Source organism: Burkholderia sp. Bp8963 (assembly GCF_003854275.1).
Taxonomy (GTDB): Bacteria; Pseudomonadota; Gammaproteobacteria; order Burkholderiales; family Burkholderiaceae; genus Burkholderia.
Window position 1 is genome coordinate 40,664 of the sequence record NZ_QTQP01000043.1, and the last position, 18,173, is coordinate 58,836.

The window sequence follows — 18,173 nt, forward strand, 5'->3', positions numbered from 1 at the left end:
AGCGCGGATCATAGGCCCGCCGGGCCGGCGACGGCAAGCGCGGACGCCGGCCGGTGATCCCGCACCGATTTTCCCCGACGGTGTGCCGGTGTGCGCGGTCCGTGATACAACAGCCCTATTCCCGTGTTTCTGGAGAACCCCATGCGTATTCGCATTCCCGCGCGTCTGCCGGTGCTGCTCGCCTGCACTGTGGCGCTCTTCGCCGGTTGCGCGCAGCCGTGGCAGCAATATCAGGCTGGCCAGGACCAGTCGGCGATCGTCGCGCGCATGGGCCCGCCGCGCGAGATCTACGACCTGCCCGGCGGCGGCAAACGCCTGATGTGGCCGACCCAGCCGATGGGCGAGGTCACCGTCGCGGCCGACGTCGACGGCGCCGGCAAGATCGTCAGCGTGCGCCAGGTGCTGCAGCCGAACGAGTTCTACCGGGCGGAAATCGGCAAGTGGACCAAGACCGACGTGCTCGTCAATTTCGGCCGCCCGGTCGAGACGTCGTACTTCCCGCTGATGAAGCGCGAGGCGTGGACCTACCGTTATCTGGAGGACAACGTCTGGTACATGATGTACAGCTTCTATTTCGACAGCCAGGGCATCCTGCGGCTCACGCAGAAAACGCCCGACCCGCTGCACGACCCCGACCGCCGCAATCTCTTCTGATCGCGCGGCGGTGATCGTCGACGTGACACGCGCCGGCCGCCGAGTGAGCGCCCAATGAAAACGCCCCGGCGGCACACGGCCGCACGGGGCGTTTCGATCACGCGCGACGCGCTTACGAGCGCTGCGGATTGACCTTGTCGTCCTTCGCTTGCAGCTTGTTGAGCGCCGAGATGTAGGCCTTCGCGGACGCCGCGACGATATCCGGATCGGTGCCGACGCCATTGACGATCCGCCCGCTCTTCGACAGGCGCACGGTCACTTCGCCCTGCGCCTGCGTGCCGGTCGTGATCGCGTTGACCGAGTACAGCAGCAGCTCGGAGCCGCTGCCGACCTCGCCCTCGATCGCATTGAACGTCGCGTCGACCGGGCCGTTGCCGCGCGCTTCGCCGGTCACTTCCTTCCCCTCGACCGCAAACACGATCTTCGCGTGCGGCTGCTCGCCCGTCTCCGAATGCTGCGCGAGCGACACGAACTTGAAGTGCTCCTGCTCGGCGGCTTGCGCGGCCTCCTCGGACACGATCGCGATGATGTCCTCGTCGAAGATCTCCGCCTTGCGGTCGGCCAGATCCTTGAAGCGCATGAACGCGGCGTTCAGGTCGGCTTCGCTGTCGAGCGCGATGCCGAGCTCCTGCAGACGCTGCTTGAACGCGTTGCGGCCCGACAGCTTGCCGAGCACGATCTTGTTCGCGGTCCAGCCCACATCTTCCGCGCGCATGATCTCGTAGGTGTCGCGCGCCTTCAGCACGCCGTCCTGGTGGATGCCCGACGCATGCGCGAACGCGTTCGCGCCGACCACCGCCTTGTTCGGCTGTACGACGAAGCCGGTGATCTGCGACACGAGCTTCGACGTCGGCACGATCTGCGTCGTGTCGATGCCGACGTCGAGACCGAAATAGTCCTTGCGGGTCTTCACCGCCATCACGATTTCCTCGAGCGACGTATTGCCCGCGCGCTCGCCGAGACCGTTGATCGTGCATTCGACCTGGCGCGCACCGCCGATCTTCACGCCGGCGAGCGAGTTCGCGACCGCCATGCCGAGGTCGTTATGGCAGTGCACCGAGAAGATCGCCTTGTCCGAGTTCGGAATGCGCTCGCGCAGCGTCTTCACGAGATTGCCGTACAGCTCCGGCACGCCGTAGCCGACCGTGTCGGCGATGTTGATCGTCGTCGCCCCTTCGGCGATCACGGCTTCCAGCACGCGGCACAGGAAATCCATGTCCGAGCGGCTGCCGTCTTCCGGCGAGAACTCGACGTTGTCGGTGAACTTGCGCGCGAAGCGCACCGCGAGGCGCGCCTGCTCGAACACCTGGTCCGGCGTCATGCGCAGCTTCTTTTCCATGTGCAGCGGCGACGTCGCGATGAACGTGTGGATCCGGAAGCTGCTGGCCGGCTTCAGCGCGTCGGCCGCACGCTGGATGTCCTTGTCGTTCGCCCGCGCCAGCGAGCAGATCGTGCTGTCCTTCACGAGGCCCGCGATCGTATGGATCGCGTCGAAGTCGCCGTTCGAGCTGGCGGCGAAGCCGGCCTCGATCACGTCGACCTTCATCCGTTCAAGGTGCTTCGCGATCCGGATCTTCTCTTCCTTCGTCATCGACGCGCCGGGCGACTGCTCGCCGTCACGCAACGTCGTATCGAAAATGATCAGCTTGTCTGTCATGGGGGGCTCCAAGGCTCTTTGTTCGGGGGTACAACGAGATGGATTCGCGCCACCGTTGGCGACGCTGAACAGCAGACGAGCCTGGACGGGGGGCGAAAACGGTCAGCGCGGCAGGCGCGCTAGCGCTAGCGCGCGTAGCGGCGCACCGGCTAGAAGAAGGGAGAGGCGGGAAAATGCGGTCATGCCGACGACTATAGCGACATTCCGCGGGGCGCGCAATCGGACTGCACCCGGACCGCACCCGAAGCGCGCCGAAAAAGGGGCACTCAAAAAAACGGCGGCCCGCAGACCGCCGCTTCGGCGCATATAGATGCGTATAAGTACGTATGGGCGCGTGCTTGCGCGTCAGTGCTCGCGCTGCGACGAGCGCGCCGGATTCGGGCGCCCGCGCACCGCCATGTACGCCCAGAACACGTAGCCGGACAGGCCGTACAGCACGAACAGGCAGAACAGCATCAGCGGCGGATCAGACGACACGAGCACGAACGCGACGACGACGAGCAGGGTCGCCGCGAACGGCACGCGGTGCCGCACGTCGAGCGCCTTGCCGCTGTAGAACGGCGCGTTCGACACCATCGTCACACCCGCATAGATCGTCAGCACGAACGCGACCCACGGCAGCCAGCCGAGCTTCATCGGCACGCGGTTGTCGGTCGCGAGCCACACGAAACCGGCGATCAGCGCCGCGGCGGCCGGGCTCGGCAGCCCCTGGAAGAAGCGCTTGTCGACGACACCGATGTTCGTGTTGAAGCGCGCGAGACGCAGCGCGGCGCCCGAGCAGTAGACGAACGCGGCGAGCCAGCCCCAGCGGCCGAGATCCTTCAGCACCCATTCGTACATCACGAGCGCCGGCGCGACGCCGAACGACACCATGTCGGACAGGCTGTCGAACTGCTCGCCGAATGCGCTCTGCGTATGCGTCATGCGCGCGACACGCCCGTCCATCCCGTCGAGCACCATCGCCGCGAAGATCGCGATCGCGGCGATCTCGAAGCGGACGTTCATTGCCTGCACCACCGCGAAGAACCCGCAGAACAGCGCGGCCGTGGTGAACGAATTCGGCAGCAGGTAGATGCCGCGCGTCTTCAGGAACTGCTGGCGCTTGGCGCGGCGGCTTTCGATCGGCGCCGGATCGGGCGTGATCGACTTGTTGCGGCGGAACGGGCGCGGCACCTGCGTATTGCCGTTGCGCGGCCGGCGCGGTTTGAATGCGGCCATCGTGTGCTCCGCCGCTTATTGTTCCAGTTCGGCGAGGATCGTCGACGACGCGTAGACTTTCTCGCCGATCGACACCTTCGCGCGGCTGCCGATCGGCAGGTACACGTCGACGCGCGAACCGAAGCGGATGAAACCGTAGCGCTGGCCGCGCGACAGCGGCTCGCCGGCGCGCACGTAGCACAGGATGCGGCGTGCGACGAGGCCCGCGATCTGCACCGCGGTGACAGTCTTGCCGCTCGCCGTCTGGATCACGACCGCGTTGCGCTCGTTCTCGGTCGATGCCTTGTCGATCGCCGCGTTCAGGAACGCGCCCGGGAAATACTCGACCTTGGTCACCGCACCGTCGACCGGCGAACGCTGCGAGTGGACATTGAAGACATTCATGAACACGCTGATCTTCAGCGCTTCGCGGTTCGCGTACGGGTCCTGCGTCGTTTCGACCGCGACGATGCGACCGTCGGCCGGGCACAGCACGGCGTTCGGCTGCGCGGGAATCGGGCGCTGCGGATCACGGAAGAACTGGACGACGAAGACGACCAGCAGCCAGAACGGCCACGCGAAGCCGAAGCCCCCGACGGCATGGATCAACAGCGCGACGGCGGCCGCGATCGCGATGAACGGCCAGCCTTCGCGCGCGATGATCGGATGAGGATAGTTCATGGATTCGTTCTGTGTTCGGTGAATTGCAAAGCCCGTAGGATAGCAAAAGCCGCCCGGGGCACTGCTGCCTTCGGGCGGCTTTTTGATGCCGACCCTCCACTCGAAGGGCCGGAAGCGCAGATCCTGCTTAGTTCTTCGACTGGTCGACGAGCTTGTTCTTCGCGATCCACGGCATCATCGCGCGCAGCTTCGCACCGACCTGCTCGATCTGGTGCTCGGCCGTCAGGCGGCGGCGCGACTGCAGCGTCGGCGCACCGGCCTTGTTCTCGAGGATGAAGCTCTTTGCGTACTCGCCCGTCTGGATGTCGGTCAGGCACTGCTTCATCGCCTTCTTCGTCTCTTCCGTGACGACGCGCGGGCCCGTCACGTACTCGCCGTATTCGGCGTTGTTCGAGATCGAGTAGTTCATGTTCGCGATGCCGCCTTCGTAGATCAGGTCGACGATCAGCTTCAGTTCGTGCAGGCACTCGAAGTACGCCATTTCCGGCGCGTAGCCTGCTTCGACCAGCGTCTCGAAACCAGCCTTGATCAGCTCGACGGTACCGCCGCACAGTACGGCCTGCTCGCCGAACAGGTCGGTTTCCGTCTCTTCACGGAAGTTGGTCTCGATGATGCCGGCACGGCCGCCGCCGTTCGCTGCCGCGTACGACAGCGCGATGTCGCGCGCCGCGCCCGACTTGTTCTGCGCAACCGCGATCAGGTGCGGCACGCCGCCACCCTGCGAGTACGTGCCGCGCACCGTGTGGCCCGGCGCCTTCGGCGCGATCATGATCACGTCGAGGTCGGCACGCGGGATCACCGCGCCGTAGTGGACGTTGAAGCCGTGCGCGAATGCCAGCGCCGCGCCTTCCTTGATGTTCGCGTGCACTTCCTTCGCGTACACGTCGGCGATCTGCTCGTCCGGCAGCAGCATCATCACGACGTCGGCGCCCTTCACGGCTTCCGCGACTTCCTTCACCGCGAGGCCGGCGTTCTCGGCCTTGCTCCACGACGCGCCGCCCTTGCGCAGGCCGACCGTCACGTTTACGCCGCTGTCCTTCAGGTTCAGCGCGTGCGCATGGCCTTGCGAGCCGTAGCCGATGATCGTGACTTGCTTGCCCTTGATGAGGGAGAGGTCGGCGTCTTTGTCGTAGAAAACGTTCATGATGGTTCCTTCGCTAATTCAAAAATTCAACAATTCGTTCAGATGGAGTACTGCGGGCCGGGACATGACGGCGCACCCGGCGTGCCTGTTCGGCATCACACCTTCAGGATGCGCTCGCCGCGTCCGATGCCGGAGCTGCCGGTGCGCACGGTCTCGAGGATCGCGCCCGCGTCCAGCCCCTGGATGAATGCGTCGAGCTTGTCGCTCGCGCCCGTCAATTCGATCGTGTAGGTCTTCTCGGTCACGTCGATGATGCGGCCCCGGAAAATATCCGACATCCGCTTCATCTCTTCGCGCTCCTTGCCCACTGCCCGTACCTTGATCAGCATCAGCTCGCGTTCGATGTGTGCACCGTCGGTCAGGTCCACCACTTTCACCACCTCGATCAGGCGGTTCAGATGCTTCGTGATCTGTTCGATCACGTCGTCGGAGCCGATGGAAACGATGGTGAGCCGCGACAGCGATTGGTCTTCGGTCGGCGCCACTGTCAAGGTTTCGATGTTGTAGCCGCGTGCGGAAAACAGACCGACCACGCGCGACAGCGCGCCCGGTTCGTTCTCCAGCAGGACGGAAATGATGTGTCTCATGTTCGCTTCTTCCAGAATGTGTCCGTGTCGATTGGCCCGCGCCGCGCACTGCCGCGTGCCGTGCCGCCCTTCGTGAAGGCGGCCGCCCGCGGCCAGGCGCGTCGCGCCGTTACAGATCTTCCGATCCGAGCAGCATCTCGGTGATGCCCTTGCCGGCCTGGACCATCGGCCAGACGTTTTCGGTCGGATCGGTCTGGAAGTCGAGAAACACGGTGCGGTCCTTCAGGCGCAGCGCTTCCTTCAGCGCCGGCTCGACGTCCGCCGTCTTTTCGATGCGCATGCCGACATGGCCGTACGCTTCGGCGAGCTTCACGAAATCCGGCAGCGCATCCATGTACGAATGCGAATAGCGCTTGCTGTATTCGATCTGCTGCCACTGGCGGACCATGCCGAGGTAGCGGTTGTTCAGCGAAATGATCTTCACGGGCGTGTCGTACTGCAGGCAGGTCGACAGTTCCTGGATGCACATCTGGATCGAGCCTTCGCCCGTGATGCACAGCACGTCGTCGTCCGGGTGCGCCATCTTGACGCCCATCGCTGCCGGCAGGCCGAAGCCCATCGTGCCGAGGCCGCCCGAATTGATCCAGCGGCGTGGCTTGTTGAAGCGGTAGAACTGCGCGGCCCACATCTGGTGCTGGCCGACGTCGGAACACACGAACGCGTTGCCGTCCGTCAGCTCCCACGCCTTCTCGACCACGTACTGCGGCTTGATGATCTGGCTTTCGCGGTCGTACTTCAGGCAGTCCTTCGCGCGCCATTCCTCGATGTCCTTCCACCATTGCGCGAGCGCTTCGGTGTCGGGGCCATGCTCGGCCGTCTGCAGCTGCTCGATCAGCTCCTTCAGCACTTCCTTCACGTCGCCGACGATCGGGATGTCGACCTTCACGCGCTTCGAGATCGACGACGGGTCGATATCGATATGGATGATCTTGCGCGGCCGCGACGCGAAGTGCGCCGGATCGCCGATCACGCGGTCGTCGAAGCGCGCGCCGATCGCGATCAGCACGTCGCAGTGCTGCATCGCCATGTTCGCTTCGTACGTGCCGTGCATGCCGAGCATGCCGAGGAACTTCTTGTCCGACGCGCGATAGCCGCCGAGGCCCATCAGCGTGTTGGTGACCGGGTAGCCGAGCAGGTCCGCGAACTGGTTCAGCTCGCGCGACGCGTCGGCGAGGATGATGCCGCCGCCCGTGTAGATGTACGGGCGCTTTGCCGACAGCAGCAGCGACACGGCCTTGCGGATCTGGCCCGAGTGGCCCTTCGTGACGGGGTTGTACGAACGCAGCGACACGCTCTTGACCGGCTCGTACTGGCACGGCGTCTTCGAGATGTCCTTCGGGATGTCGATCAGCACGGGGCCGGGACGGCCGGTGCGGGCGATGTAGAACGCCTTCTTGACGGTTTCCGCGAGGTCGCGCACGTCCTTCACGAGGAAGTTGTGCTTCACGCACGGACGCGTGATGCCGACCGTGTCGCATTCCTGGAATGCGTCCTGGCCGATCGCGGCAGTCGGCACCTGGCCGCTGATCACGACCATCGGGATCGAATCCATGTAGGCCGTCGCGATGCCGGTCACCGCGTTGGTGACGCCGGGGCCGGACGTCACGAGACAGACGCCGACGTTGCCGGTGGAACGCGCATACGCGTCGGCTGCGTGCACGGCCGCCTGTTCGTGGCGCACCAGCACGTGCTGAATCTTGTCCTGCTTGTAAAGCTCGTCGTAGATGTAGAGTACCGAGCCGCCGGGGTAGCCCCAGATGAATTCGACGTTTTCGTCGGCCAGTGCCTTCATGAGCACGGTGGCGCCGATGGAGTCGCTATCGGGAGGGGAAAGGGGTTCCGACGTGGAGAATTCCGCGCTGGGCATGTTCATTTTGACCTTTCGAATTTTCGGCAAAAAATTGATCGGGTGCTCTCTGCCGGGCTTGTGGCTCGGGTTCAAGCGGCGCGTCCAGTTGAAGGGCGGGCTTCTTGGGCCAGCCTCAAATGAGACCATCACTCATGTTGCGAACGGACGACGATAGCTGGTCATGCGGACGCAGTCAAGCAAAATATCCCGCAGTGCATCATCGCCGGCCGCGGGCGGCCCTGCGCCGCGGTTCGCGCACAACGCGCGGCCCCCAACGCGGTGCCAAGCATCGCGAAAATTTGTTAGCATCCGCGGGTTTTACGAAATTTTTCGACCCTCTTCACGCAGCAGCCCGCAGCGCATACCTTCACGGAATGGCATCAGACAAGGAACTCGCCGACTTTCTGGCGGGCGTCGAAAGGCGCGCGTTCAAGCAGGCTGCGTACGCGGTCCGCGACGACGATGCGTCGCTCGACATCGTGCAGGACGCGATGATCAAGCTGGCGGAGAAATACGGCGACCGCCCGCCCGCCGAACTGCCGCTGCTGTTCCAGCGGATCCTGCAGAACGCGATCCACGACTGGTTCCGCCGCCAGAAAGTCCGCAACACCTGGGTCACACTCTTTTCGTCGCTCAACAATACGGACGACGACGACTTCGACCCTCTCGAGACGCTCGAATCGGCGGACCAGACGCCGGGCGTCGAGAGCAGCGAGCACCAGCTCGAACGGGAGCAGGTTCTGGCCCTGATCGACGAGGAAATCCAGAAGCTCCCGGCGCGTCAACGGGAAGCGTTCCTGATGCGTTATTGGGAAGATATGGATGTCGCCGAGACTGCCGCCGCAATGGGGTGCTCCGAAGGCAGCGTCAAGACGCACTGCTCGCGAGCCACCCACACCCTGGCGCAAGCGCTCAAGGCCAAAGGAATCACGCTATGAGCTCCGCTCCCGAAAACCGAGAACTCGAATTCGCGCTGAAGGTGCGCCGCGCGCTCGATGAGCGTACCGCCGCCCTGCCCGCCGCCACCACCGACCGCCTGGCCGCCGCCCGCCAGGCCGCGCTCGCGCGCAAGAAACCCGAGCCCGCGACGGCGCCGGTGTTCGTGCCCGCACTGGCCGGCGCCGGCGGCGCATATGGGCCGCCCGTCACGAGCGCCCGAGCGCCGACGTCGTTCGCGCGCCGCCTGCTGCGCGCGTGGCCGCTCGCGCTGCTGCTCGCCGGCCTCGTCGGCATCGCGTACTGGGAAGACATGCAGCGCACCGCCGAGCTGGCCGACATCGACGCGGCGATGCTCAGCGACGATCTGCCACTCAACGCATATCTCGATCACGGGTTCAACGCGTATCTTTCGCACGCCCATTAAACCAACACGCAACGAGGGGACCGCACGGGTGAGTCAGAAACACGGCCTGGCCGTATTCTTCGGATGCGTGATTGCGATCGCCGTCGCCTACGTCGCCACGTATTCACGCTTTCACCCGGAACCCGCAGCCGTCGCCGCCGCGACTGGCGCGCCCGCCATCGCGTCGGCCGCCATTGCACTCACCACCGACCTCGCGCCGCTGCCCGCGGCGAGCGGCCCGCTGTCGTGGGCACGCCTGTCGCCCGCGCAGCACGTCGCGCTTGCGCCGTTCGCCAGCCAGTGGGATTCGTTCAGCGACGCCCGCAAGCGGAAATGGCTGAAGATCGCGGCGCGCTTCCCGAAGATGACGCCCGACGCGCAGAAGCGCCTGCAGGAGCGCATGACCGAGTGGGTCGGAATGACGCCTGACGAGCGCCGCGTCGCGCGCGAGAACTACCAGGTCGCGAAGGGCCTGTCCGCGCAGGCGCGCGAGCGCGCGTGGAGGGCCTACCAGCAGTTGCCCGAGGAGCAGAAGGAGCGCCTCGCGGCCGCCGAGCGCCGCCGCCGGCCGTCCGTCGTCAGCGCGCCGCCGACCGGCAAGGGCGACCGCGACGTCCGCCGCCTCGTCAACACGCACGAGCATCCGGCCAGCACGCCGAACGTCGTGCCGCCGCAGCCCGCATCGAGCGGCCCCGCCGTGCCGGCCGTCGCGTCGTCCACTGCCGGCAGCGCACCGACGACGCCGGCCGCACCGACGCCCGTGTCGCCCGCCGACGCGCCGTCGCTGTTCAAGGGATCCTGAGCGGCGTGCCGCACGCTGTCGCGCCGCCGTCCGCGCCGTCCATCCGGCGGCGCCTCGCCGCGATGCTGTACGAGGGCGTGCTGCTGTTCGGCATCGTGTTCTTCGCCGGCCTCGCGTTCAGCCTCGCGACGCAACAGCGCAACGGCCTCGTCCACCACAACCTCCTCGCCGCGTGGATCGCACTCGTCGTCGGCGCGTATTTCGTCTGGTTCTGGACCCACGGCGGCCAGACGCTGCCGATGAAAACCTGGCGCTTGCGGATCGAGTCGGCCACCGGCCGGCCGCTCACCGCCAGCCATGCGCTCGCCCGCTATGCGCTCGGCTGGCTGTGGTTCCTGCCGCCGCTCGCGCTGCATCCGCTCGCGGGCCTGTCGGTGCCCGTCACGCTGGCGGTCACGGGCGCGTGGATCGCCGTCTGGGCCGGCGCCGCACGGTTGCACGCGGGACGCCAGTTCCCGCACGATCGCCTCGCGCGCACACGTGTTGTCGCGCTGCCACGCTGACGATCGCGCGCGACGACCGTGCCGCGGCGGGTGCCCGAAGCCGCTCGGCGGCCGCCAGCCACGCTGCCAATCAGTCAAAACCCGGCCGGAAACCGGGCCTGACGATTCACTTCTGAACCGACCCCGCATGCCGTAATAAGAACGTCTCGTGACTGTCACGGCACAGTCACGCCCGCATGGCGGAATGCCGGTAATGTCAATCGGCGCGAGTCATGCATGGGCCAGAAAACGTCCGCGACCCCCCTGTTTCGTCACCCTCTCGGCGCCCGCGCCGCCACTGCCTTCCTGTCCGGCTCGGCCGCGGCCGACGCCCTCGCCGCGCAAGACCCGCCTGCCGCACACGCCAGGCAGTACGACGACCACGAACCGTCCGCCCATCGCTACCGCACGATCTGGCTGTCCGACATCCACCTCGGCTCGAGCGGCTGCCAGGCGACGTACCTGCTCGACTTCCTGCGCCACAACGAGTCGGAATACCTGTACCTCGTCGGCGACATCATCGACGGCTGGCAGCTGAAGAAGGGCTGGTACTGGCCGCAGGCGCACAACGATGTCGTGCAGAAAATCCTGCGCAAGGCGCGCAAGGGCACGCAGGTCGTCTACATCCCCGGCAACCACGATGAAGGCGCGCGGCAGTTCTGCGACCTCGCGTTCGGCGACATCCAGGTGCGCGGCGAGGCGTTCCACACGACGCTCGCGGGCAAACGTTTGTGGATCGTGCACGGCGACCTGTTCGACGGCGTGATCCAGCATGCGAAGTGGCTCGCGTATCTCGGCGACACGCTCTACACGCTGATCCTCGTGCTGAACCGCTGGTTCAACCGGATCCGCAGCCGGCTCGGCTTCCAGTACTGGTCGCTGTCGCAATACCTGAAGCACCAGGTGAAGAACGCGGTCAACTTCATCTCGCAATTCGAGACCGTGATGACCGACGAAGCGCGCCGCCGCGGCTGCGACGGCGTCGTCTGCGGGCACATCCACAAGGCGGAGATCCGCGACATCGACGGCGTGTTGTACTGCAACGACGGCGATTGGGTCGAAAGCCTGTCCGCACTTGTCGAAACGATGGAAGGCGAACTGAAAGTCGTCTACTGGACGGTGATGCGCACGCCGTCCGAATCCGCATCGCGCAAGACCAAAGCCACTGCCTGACTTACCCTTACAGGACACATGCCGCGATGAAGATCATGATCGTCACCGACGCGTGGGAACCGCAGGTCAACGGCGTCGTGCGCACGCTGAAGAGCACGTCCCGCGAACTCACCGCACTCGGCCACCGCGTCGAAATGCTGACGCCGCTCGAGTTCCGCACGGTGCCCTGCCCGACCTACCCGGAAATCCGCCTGTCGATCCTGCCGTACCGCAAGCTGCGCGCGCGGATCGACGCATTCGCGCCCGACGCGCTGCACATTGCGACCGAAGGCCCGCTCGGCCTCGCCGCGCGCCGCTATGCGCGCGCGCGCAAGCTGCCGTTCACGACCGCGTATCACACGCGCTTCCCGGAATACGTGCAGGCGCGCTTCGGCATCCCGCTTGCCGCGACCTACCGCTTCCTGAACTGGTTCCACGGCCCGTCGCGCGCGGTGATGGCGCCGACGCCCGTCGTCCGGGACGATCTCGAGAAATACGGCTTCACGAACGTCGTGCTGTGGACACGCGGCGTGGATCTCGATATCTTCCGACCCATGGAATCCAAGGTCCTCAACACTGCCCGGCCGATCTTCCTGTACGTCGGGCGCGTCGCGATCGAAAAGAACGTCGAGGCGTTCCTGCGGCTCGACCTGCCCGGCTCGAAATGGGTCGCCGGCGAAGGCCCCGCGCTCGCGGAACTGAAGTCGCGCTATCCGGAAGCGAACTATCTCGGCGTGCTGTCGCAGGCCGAGCTCGCGAAGGTGTACGCGGCCGCGGACGTGTTCGTGTTCCCGAGCCGCACCGACACGTTCGGCCTCGTGCTGCTCGAGGCGCTCGCATGCGGCACGCCGGTTGCCGCGTACCCGGTCACCGGCCCGATCGACGTGCTCGGCGGCGGGACGGCCGGCGCGATGCACGAGGACCTGCAGGAAGCCTGTCTCGAAGCGCTGAAGATCGAGCGCGCGACCGCCCGCGACTGGGCCGAGCGCTTCTCATGGCGCGCCGCGTCCGAGCAGTTCGCATCGCATCTGCAGCCGCTGCCGAAAGACGCCTACTCGCCCCCAGAAGGTGCCGCCGTTTGAAACGCGACCCGCACGACCAGACACTGCCCGGCGGCGCGCCACTGCAGCACCACGCGCCATTCGACGAAGAAGATCCGCCAGGCAGCGATCCGCATCACGCCGAGCCGGGCTCGCACGAGCCGCTCGGCACCGACGATCCGCTCGCACCGCTGCCGCCGAATCCGTACAAGCGCAATCGCGGCCTCACGCGTGCCTGGTATGCACTCAAGCATTCGCTGAACGGATTCAAGGTGGCGATCCGCGAGGAAAGCGCATTCCGCCAGGAGCTGACGCTCGCCGCGCTGATGCTGCCGATCGGCGCGTTCGCACCGGTGCCGGCCGCATCGCGCGCGCTGCTGATCGCGACGGTGCTGCTCGTGCTGATCGTCGAGCTGCTGAACTCGAGCGTCGAGGCCGCGATCGACCGCATCTCGCTCGAACGCCACGAACTGTCGAAGCGTGCGAAGGATCTCGGCAGCGCGGCCGTGACGGTTGCGCTGTTCGCGTGCGTGACGACGTGGGGCTTCGTGCTCGGCCCGGTCGTCGCACGCTGGCTGGGCTTCTAGCGCGCGATGCGGCAGCGCATCATCGCCGGGTATGCCCCGATGAGGAAATGCACCCGGGCCGGCGAAACCCCGGTTTATAATCGTCCGCTAGACTTAGAACAGTAACCCGCGCCGGACGAATCACGCAGCATCGATTGCAGCGCCCGCCAGTCCGGCATACACAGGGCCGGACGACATGGAAGCGAAACCTCCCCGCCGCACGCGCGAACGGATTCTCGAGTTGTCGTTGAAACTCTTCAACGAGATCGGCGAACCGAACGTCACCACGACGACGATCGCCGAGGAAATGGAAATCAGTCCAGGCAACCTGTACTACCATTTCCGCAACAAGGACGACATCATCAACAGCATCTTCGCGCAGTTCGAGCAGGCGATCGAAAAGCGCCTGCGCTTTCCCGAAGATCACCGTCCGACGATCGACGAGACATGGTCGTACCTGCAGTACATGGCCGACTTCATGTGGACGTATCGTTTCCTGTATCGCGACCTCAACGACCTGCTCGCGCGCAACCGCACGCTCGAGACGCACTTCAAGCAGATCATCAGCCACAAGGTGCGCTTCGCGCGCGACATGTGCGAGCTGCTCGTCTCCGATGCCGAGATGGTCGCGACGCCCGCCGAGATCGAGGTGATCGCAACCAACATGGCGGTGATCTCGACCTACTGGCTGTCGTACCAGTACGTGATGCACCCGCGCAAGTACAACGACCAGGACGCGATCCGCGAGGAGCTGCACCAGGTCAGCATGCACGTGATTTCCGTGATGGCGCCGTACCTGCGCGGCCGCTCGCGGGAGATCTTCGACGATCTCGCGTCCGGCAAGCTGCCGAAGCGCGAGTTCTACGACTACCTGCCGCCGCGCGACGGTTCGCCGCGCGTAGCAAGTGGGCCGTCCGTTGCAAGGGACGCAAAGCAATGAAGGCCGTGTGCGTCTATTGCGGGTCGTCGCCCGGCGTGCGGCCCGTGTATGCGGATGCCGCGCGCGCATTCGGCCGCGCGCTCGTCGATGCGGGGCTCACGCTCGTCTACGGCGGCGGCCGCGTCGGGCTGATGGGCACGATCGCCGACGAGGTGATGGCGGCCGGTGGCCGCGCGGTCGGCGTGATCCCCGAACTGCTCGTCGACAAGGAAGTCGGCCACACGGGCCTGTCGGAACTGCACGTCGTGCCCGACATGCATCATCGCAAGAAGATGATGGCCGACCTCGCCGACGCATTCGTCGCGATGCCCGGCGGCGCAGGCACGCTCGAGGAGTTCTTCGAGGTCTACACGTGGGCGCAGCTCGGCTATCACCGCAAGCCCGTCGCGCTCTACAACATCGATTCGTTCTACGATCCGCTGATCTCGCTGCTGAAGCACACGGTCGACGAAGGCTTCATGCGGCCCGCCTATTTCGATGCGCTGTGCATCGATGCGGACCCGGCCGCGCTGATCGACCGCCTGCGCCACTACCAGGCGCCCGTGCGCGACAAGTGGGCGCCCGACGAAACGGAATGACCGACACCTGAGCGCGATGACCGAACCCTCCGAACGCAAAGTCGTCCTGATCACCGGCGCGAGCCGCGGCATCGGCCGCGCGACCGCCGTGCTCGCGGCCGCACGCGGCTGGGACGTCGGCATCAACTACGCGCGCGACGCGGCAGCGGCGAACGCCACCGCCGACGCGGTGCGCAACGCAGGCGGCCGCGCGTGCGTCGCGGCCGGCGACGTGTCGAACGAAGCGGACGTCATCGCGATGTTCGATACCGTCATCGCGACGCTCGGCAGGCTCGACGCACTCGTCAACAACGCGGGCATCGTCGCGCCGTCGCTGCCGCTCGCCGACATGCCGCTCGAGCGGCTGCAGCGGATGTTCGACACGAACGTGCTCGGCGCGTACCTGTGCGCGCGGGAAGCCGCGCGCCGCCTGTCGACCGATCGCGGCGGCCGCGGCGGCGCGATCGTCAACGTGTCGTCGATCGCCGCACGGCTCGGCTCGCCGAACGAATACGTCGACTATGCGGGCTCGAAGGGGGCCGTCGATTCGCTGACGATCGGCCTCGCGAAGGAACTCGGCCCGCACGGCGTGCGCGTCAACGCGGTGCGACCGGGGCTGATCGAGACCGAGATCCATGCGAGCGGCGGCCAGCCGGGGCGCGCTGCCCGCCTCGGGACGCAGACGCCGCTCGGCCGCGCAGGCGAAGCGCATGAAATCGCCGAGGCGATCGTCTGGCTGCTCAGCGACGCCGCGTCGTACACCACGGGCACGCTCCTCGACGTCGGCGGCGGCCGATAGCGGCTTCGGCTTCGGCCCCAATTGTTGCGGCCGCACAACACAAAATCAGGCCGCCACAAATCTCCACAATTCCTCGACAGAATTCGTAAACATCCGTAACAAATTCGTGATCTACTAGCGGCCATCGTCCGTGACAGCCGGCGCCGCCGCTTGTCCCCCCTGCCGCCGAAGGGCGGCCCTTATCGGCCCGGCCCATGTCGCCTGGCCGGCGCGACCAGAGATCTTTCCATGCAGGGAACCGCAGCGCCCGGCCGGCGACGCACGCCCGTGCCCGCCGCCGCCCAACACGTCCATTCGTCCGCCGAAGCCGACCTCTCCGCCACCCTTCACGCCGGCAGCACGCCTGCCGCGGCAGGCGGCGCCGCGACGTCGCCCGCGCGCAGCCGCGCCGAGCGCCTCGGCTGGCGCCTCTGGCTGCTGGTCGCGGCCGTGGTGTGCGCGTACGTGCTGCCCGGCGTGCTCGGCCACGATCCGTGGAAGCAGGACGAAACCTACACGTTCGGCATCATCCAGCACATGCTCGAGACCGGCGATTTCGTCGTGCCGACCAATGCCGGCCTGCCGTTCATGGAGAAGCCGCCGCTCTATGCGTGGGTCGCGACGAGCCTCGCGTGGCTGCTGCAGCGCGTGATGCCGCTGCACGACGCGGCGCGGCTCGCCAGCGCGCTGTTCGCCGTGCTCGCGTTCGGCTTCACGGCGCGCGCGGCGCGCATCGCGAGCGGCGCGGCCGGCTGGTTCGACGCGAAGGTGATCGGGCCGGTCGCGCTGTGCGCGAGCAGCCTCGTCGTAATCAAGCACGTGCACGACATGATGACCGACGTCGCGTTGTTCGCCGGCACGGCGATCGCCTTTTGCGGCCTGCTCGAACTCGTGACCCAGCATCGCGCCCGCGCACGGCAGTCGCAGCTCGGGCTGCCGGCGCAGCCGCTGAACCGCTGGGCCGCGCCGATGTTCGGCGCAGGCGTCGGCATCGCGCTGATGACGAAGGGGCTGTTCGTGCCGCTCGTGTTCGCGGCCACGCTCGCCGCCGTGCTGGTGCTCTACCCCGCATGCCGCACCCGGGCGTTCGCGCGCGCGCTCGGCGTTGCCGCGCTCGTGTTCGCGCCGTTCGCGATCATCTGGCCGACCGCGCTGTTCCTGCGCTCGGAGACGCTGTTTCTCGCGTGGTTCTGGGACAACAACGTCGGCCGCTTCTTCGGCTTCTCCGTGCCCGAGCTCGGCGCCGAAAACGACAAGCCGTTCTTCATCCTGCGCGCGTTCCTGGCCGTCGGCTTCCCGGTCGCGCCGCTCGCGCTCGTTGCGCTCGCGCTCGGCGCCTGGCGCGACTGGCGCGCGCCGCGCATCGCGCTGCCGGTCGTATTCGCCGGCGTGGGGCTGATGGTGCTGCAGGTGTCCGCGACGTCGCGTCAGCTCTACATCCTGCCGTTCATCGCGCCGCTCGCGCTCGTCGCCGCGCAGGCGATCGACCGCCTGCCGCGCGCGCTGCACGCCGGCTGGGATTACCTGAGCCGCGCGCTGTTCGGCACCGTCGTCCTGCTCGCATGGACGATCTGGTCGGTGATGGCCGATCCGGGCGCGTCGCGTGCGCGGCTCGCGCCGCTCGGCCGCTGGCTGCCGCTCGACTGGACGTTGCCGATCGTACCGGGCCTCGTGCTCGCCGCGCTCGCGCTGACGATCGGCTGGCTCTGGCTGCTGCCGACGCTGCGCACGACGGGCCGCTGGCGCGGCGCGCTGTCGTGGACTGCGGGCGCGCTCGTCGCGTGGGGGCTCGTCTATACGCTGCTGCTGCCGTGGCTCGATGTCGCGAAGAGCTACCGCTCGGTGTTCGACGACCTGAACGCGCACCTCGCGCTCGAATGGAACGACGGCGATTGCATGGCGAGCCTCCACGGGCTCGGCGAATCGGAAGCACCGATGCTGTACTACTTCTCCGGCATCCAGCACACGCCGATCTCGGACGCGCGCACGACGCGCTGCACGTGGATGATCGTGCAGGGCGTGCGTGCGGTCGACCCGAAGCCCGGCAGCGATTGGCAGCTGTTCTGGTCGGGCGCGCGTCCCGCCGACGACGAGGAATTGCTGCGCGTCTACGTGCGCACGCCCGAGCGGCACCTGCAATAACCAATCGCATGGGGCGGCGCGGCGCGCCGCCTGTCGGCTGAACCGCCGGGCAGCCTGTCCGCCAGGCCGCCGGCCGACGCTCCGAAACTCCCGAATGCCGGAACGTCGCTCAGAACGACGACCCCGGCTCGCGCAGGAACGCGACCTCTTCATCGGTCGACGCGCGTCCGAGAATCGCGTTCCGGTGCGGGAACCGGCCGAAGCGCTCGATCACCGCCGCATGCCGCAGCGCGAAGTCGTGATACCCCGCGCATCCGGCCTCCTCCCGAATTCCCCCGCACAGCCGCACGGCCTCGCGCTGGCTGTCCGGCGACTCGTCGTGCTCGAACGGCAGATACGCGAACGCACGGTGATGCCCGCTCGGCAGCCCGGCATCCCGGCCGGCGGCGACGAGCCGGCGCGCAAGCGCGAGCGCCTTCGGGTCCGCGGCGAACGCGCGCGGCGTGCCACGATGGATGTTGCGCGCACTCTAAAATCATTCCATTACACACAAGTCTGATGCTCAATCTCGCGCATGTACCTGATGCCAGCAACGAAGTCCACTATTCGCTGCATGCCTAGCCAGATGGTTTTGACGCCAGGTTCGCCGTCGCCTTTGCGCGC

19 protein-coding genes and 1 pseudogene are annotated in these 18,173 nt (G+C 66.7%); 12 read left to right on the plus strand and 8 right to left on the minus strand.

Annotation, left to right across the window (positions count from 1 at the left end; translation table 11 throughout):
- The first annotated feature begins 141 nt into the window (after positions 1 to 141).
- Positions 142 to 654, plus strand: coding sequence for a hypothetical protein (locus tag DID96_RS28290; RefSeq protein WP_124602535.1), 513 nt, complete (start codon positions 142 to 144; stop codon positions 652 to 654).
- A 112-nt stretch (positions 655 to 766) separates the two neighbouring features.
- Here the strand turns inward: DID96_RS28290 and DID96_RS28295 are convergent, their stop codons facing one another.
- From DID96_RS28295 to DID96_RS28325, 6 genes are all read right to left on the minus strand, one after another.
- Entirely contained in the window at positions 767 to 2,311 is a 1,545-nt protein-coding gene (locus DID96_RS28295; RefSeq protein ID WP_124602550.1) for a 2-isopropylmalate synthase, read from the minus strand.
- 345 nt (positions 2,312 to 2,656) lie between these two features.
- Complete coding sequence (gene pssA / locus DID96_RS28305) at positions 2,657 to 3,529, minus strand: CDP-diacylglycerol--serine O-phosphatidyltransferase (RefSeq protein ID WP_124602536.1); 873 nt, start codon at positions 3,527 to 3,529, stop codon at positions 2,657 to 2,659.
- Positions 3,530 to 3,544: 15 nt separating this feature from the next.
- Positions 3,545 to 4,189, minus strand: coding sequence for a phosphatidylserine decarboxylase (locus tag DID96_RS28310; RefSeq protein ID WP_124602537.1), 645 nt, complete (start codon positions 4,187 to 4,189; stop codon positions 3,545 to 3,547).
- A gap of 127 nt (positions 4,190 to 4,316) precedes the next feature.
- Complete coding sequence (gene ilvC / locus DID96_RS28315) at positions 4,317 to 5,333, minus strand: ketol-acid reductoisomerase (RefSeq protein WP_124602538.1); 1,017 nt, start codon at positions 5,331 to 5,333, stop codon at positions 4,317 to 4,319.
- Between the two features lie 95 nt (positions 5,334 to 5,428).
- Complete coding sequence (ilvN, locus tag DID96_RS28320) at positions 5,429 to 5,920, minus strand: acetolactate synthase small subunit (protein ID WP_006398781.1); 492 nt, start codon at positions 5,918 to 5,920, stop codon at positions 5,429 to 5,431.
- Between the two features lie 109 nt (positions 5,921 to 6,029).
- Positions 6,030 to 7,793, minus strand: coding sequence for an acetolactate synthase 3 catalytic subunit (locus DID96_RS28325; RefSeq protein ID WP_124602539.1), 1,764 nt, complete (start codon positions 7,791 to 7,793; stop codon positions 6,030 to 6,032).
- A gap of 350 nt (positions 7,794 to 8,143) precedes the next feature.
- Between DID96_RS28325 and DID96_RS28330 the strand changes: the two genes are divergently transcribed.
- The 11 genes from DID96_RS28330 (at position 8,144) to DID96_RS28380 (ending at position 17,570) form a co-directional block, all read left to right on the plus strand.
- On the plus strand, positions 8,144 to 8,707 hold the full coding sequence (locus DID96_RS28330) for an RNA polymerase sigma factor (RefSeq protein ID WP_124602551.1): 564 nt from the start codon (positions 8,144 to 8,146) through the stop codon (positions 8,705 to 8,707).
- Positions 8,704 to 9,132: a DUF3619 family protein gene (locus DID96_RS28335; RefSeq protein WP_124602540.1), complete on the plus strand. Its 429-nt coding sequence runs from the start codon at positions 8,704 to 8,706 to the stop codon at positions 9,130 to 9,132. Before DID96_RS28330 ends, DID96_RS28335 begins: the two co-directional genes overlap by 4 nt.
- Positions 9,133 to 9,160: 28 nt before the next feature.
- Positions 9,161 to 9,913: a DUF3106 domain-containing protein gene (locus DID96_RS28340; protein ID WP_124602541.1), complete on the plus strand. Its 753-nt coding sequence runs from the start codon at positions 9,161 to 9,163 to the stop codon at positions 9,911 to 9,913.
- Between the two features lie 5 nt (positions 9,914 to 9,918).
- On the plus strand, positions 9,919 to 10,416 hold the full coding sequence (locus DID96_RS28345) for an RDD family protein (RefSeq protein ID WP_124602542.1): 498 nt from the start codon (positions 9,919 to 9,921) through the stop codon (positions 10,414 to 10,416).
- A 216-nt stretch (positions 10,417 to 10,632) separates the two neighbouring features.
- Positions 10,633 to 11,568: a UDP-2,3-diacylglucosamine diphosphatase gene (locus DID96_RS28350; RefSeq protein ID WP_124602543.1), complete on the plus strand. Its 936-nt coding sequence runs from the start codon at positions 10,633 to 10,635 to the stop codon at positions 11,566 to 11,568.
- A gap of 26 nt (positions 11,569 to 11,594) precedes the next feature.
- Complete coding sequence (locus tag DID96_RS28355; RefSeq protein WP_124602544.1) at positions 11,595 to 12,629, plus strand: glycosyltransferase family 1 protein; 1,035 nt, start codon at positions 11,595 to 11,597, stop codon at positions 12,627 to 12,629.
- Complete coding sequence (locus DID96_RS28360) at positions 12,626 to 13,174, plus strand: diacylglycerol kinase (RefSeq protein ID WP_124602545.1); 549 nt, start codon at positions 12,626 to 12,628, stop codon at positions 13,172 to 13,174. The genes DID96_RS28355 and DID96_RS28360 overlap by 4 nt, the downstream gene beginning before the upstream one ends.
- Positions 13,175 to 13,349: 175 nt before the next feature.
- Complete coding sequence (locus tag DID96_RS28365) at positions 13,350 to 14,093, plus strand: TetR/AcrR family transcriptional regulator (RefSeq protein WP_124602546.1); 744 nt, start codon at positions 13,350 to 13,352, stop codon at positions 14,091 to 14,093.
- Entirely contained in the window at positions 14,090 to 14,671 is a 582-nt protein-coding gene (locus DID96_RS28370; protein WP_124602547.1) for a TIGR00730 family Rossman fold protein, read from the plus strand. Before DID96_RS28365 ends, DID96_RS28370 begins: the two co-directional genes overlap by 4 nt.
- Positions 14,672 to 14,687: 16 nt before the next feature.
- Positions 14,688 to 15,449: an SDR family oxidoreductase gene (locus tag DID96_RS28375; RefSeq protein ID WP_124602548.1), complete on the plus strand. Its 762-nt coding sequence runs from the start codon at positions 14,688 to 14,690 to the stop codon at positions 15,447 to 15,449.
- A 228-nt stretch (positions 15,450 to 15,677) separates the two neighbouring features.
- Positions 15,678 to 17,570, plus strand: a complete 1,893-nt coding sequence (locus DID96_RS28380; RefSeq protein ID WP_124602549.1) for a glycosyltransferase family 39 protein — start codon at positions 15,678 to 15,680, stop codon at positions 17,568 to 17,570.
- A 109-nt stretch (positions 17,571 to 17,679) separates the two neighbouring features.
- Here DID96_RS28380 and DID96_RS28385 read toward each other — a convergent pair.
- Both DID96_RS28385 and DID96_RS28390 read right to left on the minus strand, forming a co-directional pair.
- Positions 17,680 to 18,036: pseudogene (locus DID96_RS28385) on the minus strand (DUF924 family protein); the annotation flags it as partial.
- Between the two features lie 17 nt (positions 18,037 to 18,053).
- A partial coding sequence (locus DID96_RS28390) for an IS4 family transposase (RefSeq protein ID WP_148094511.1) occupies positions 18,054 to 18,173 on the minus strand: 120 nt, incomplete at its 5' end.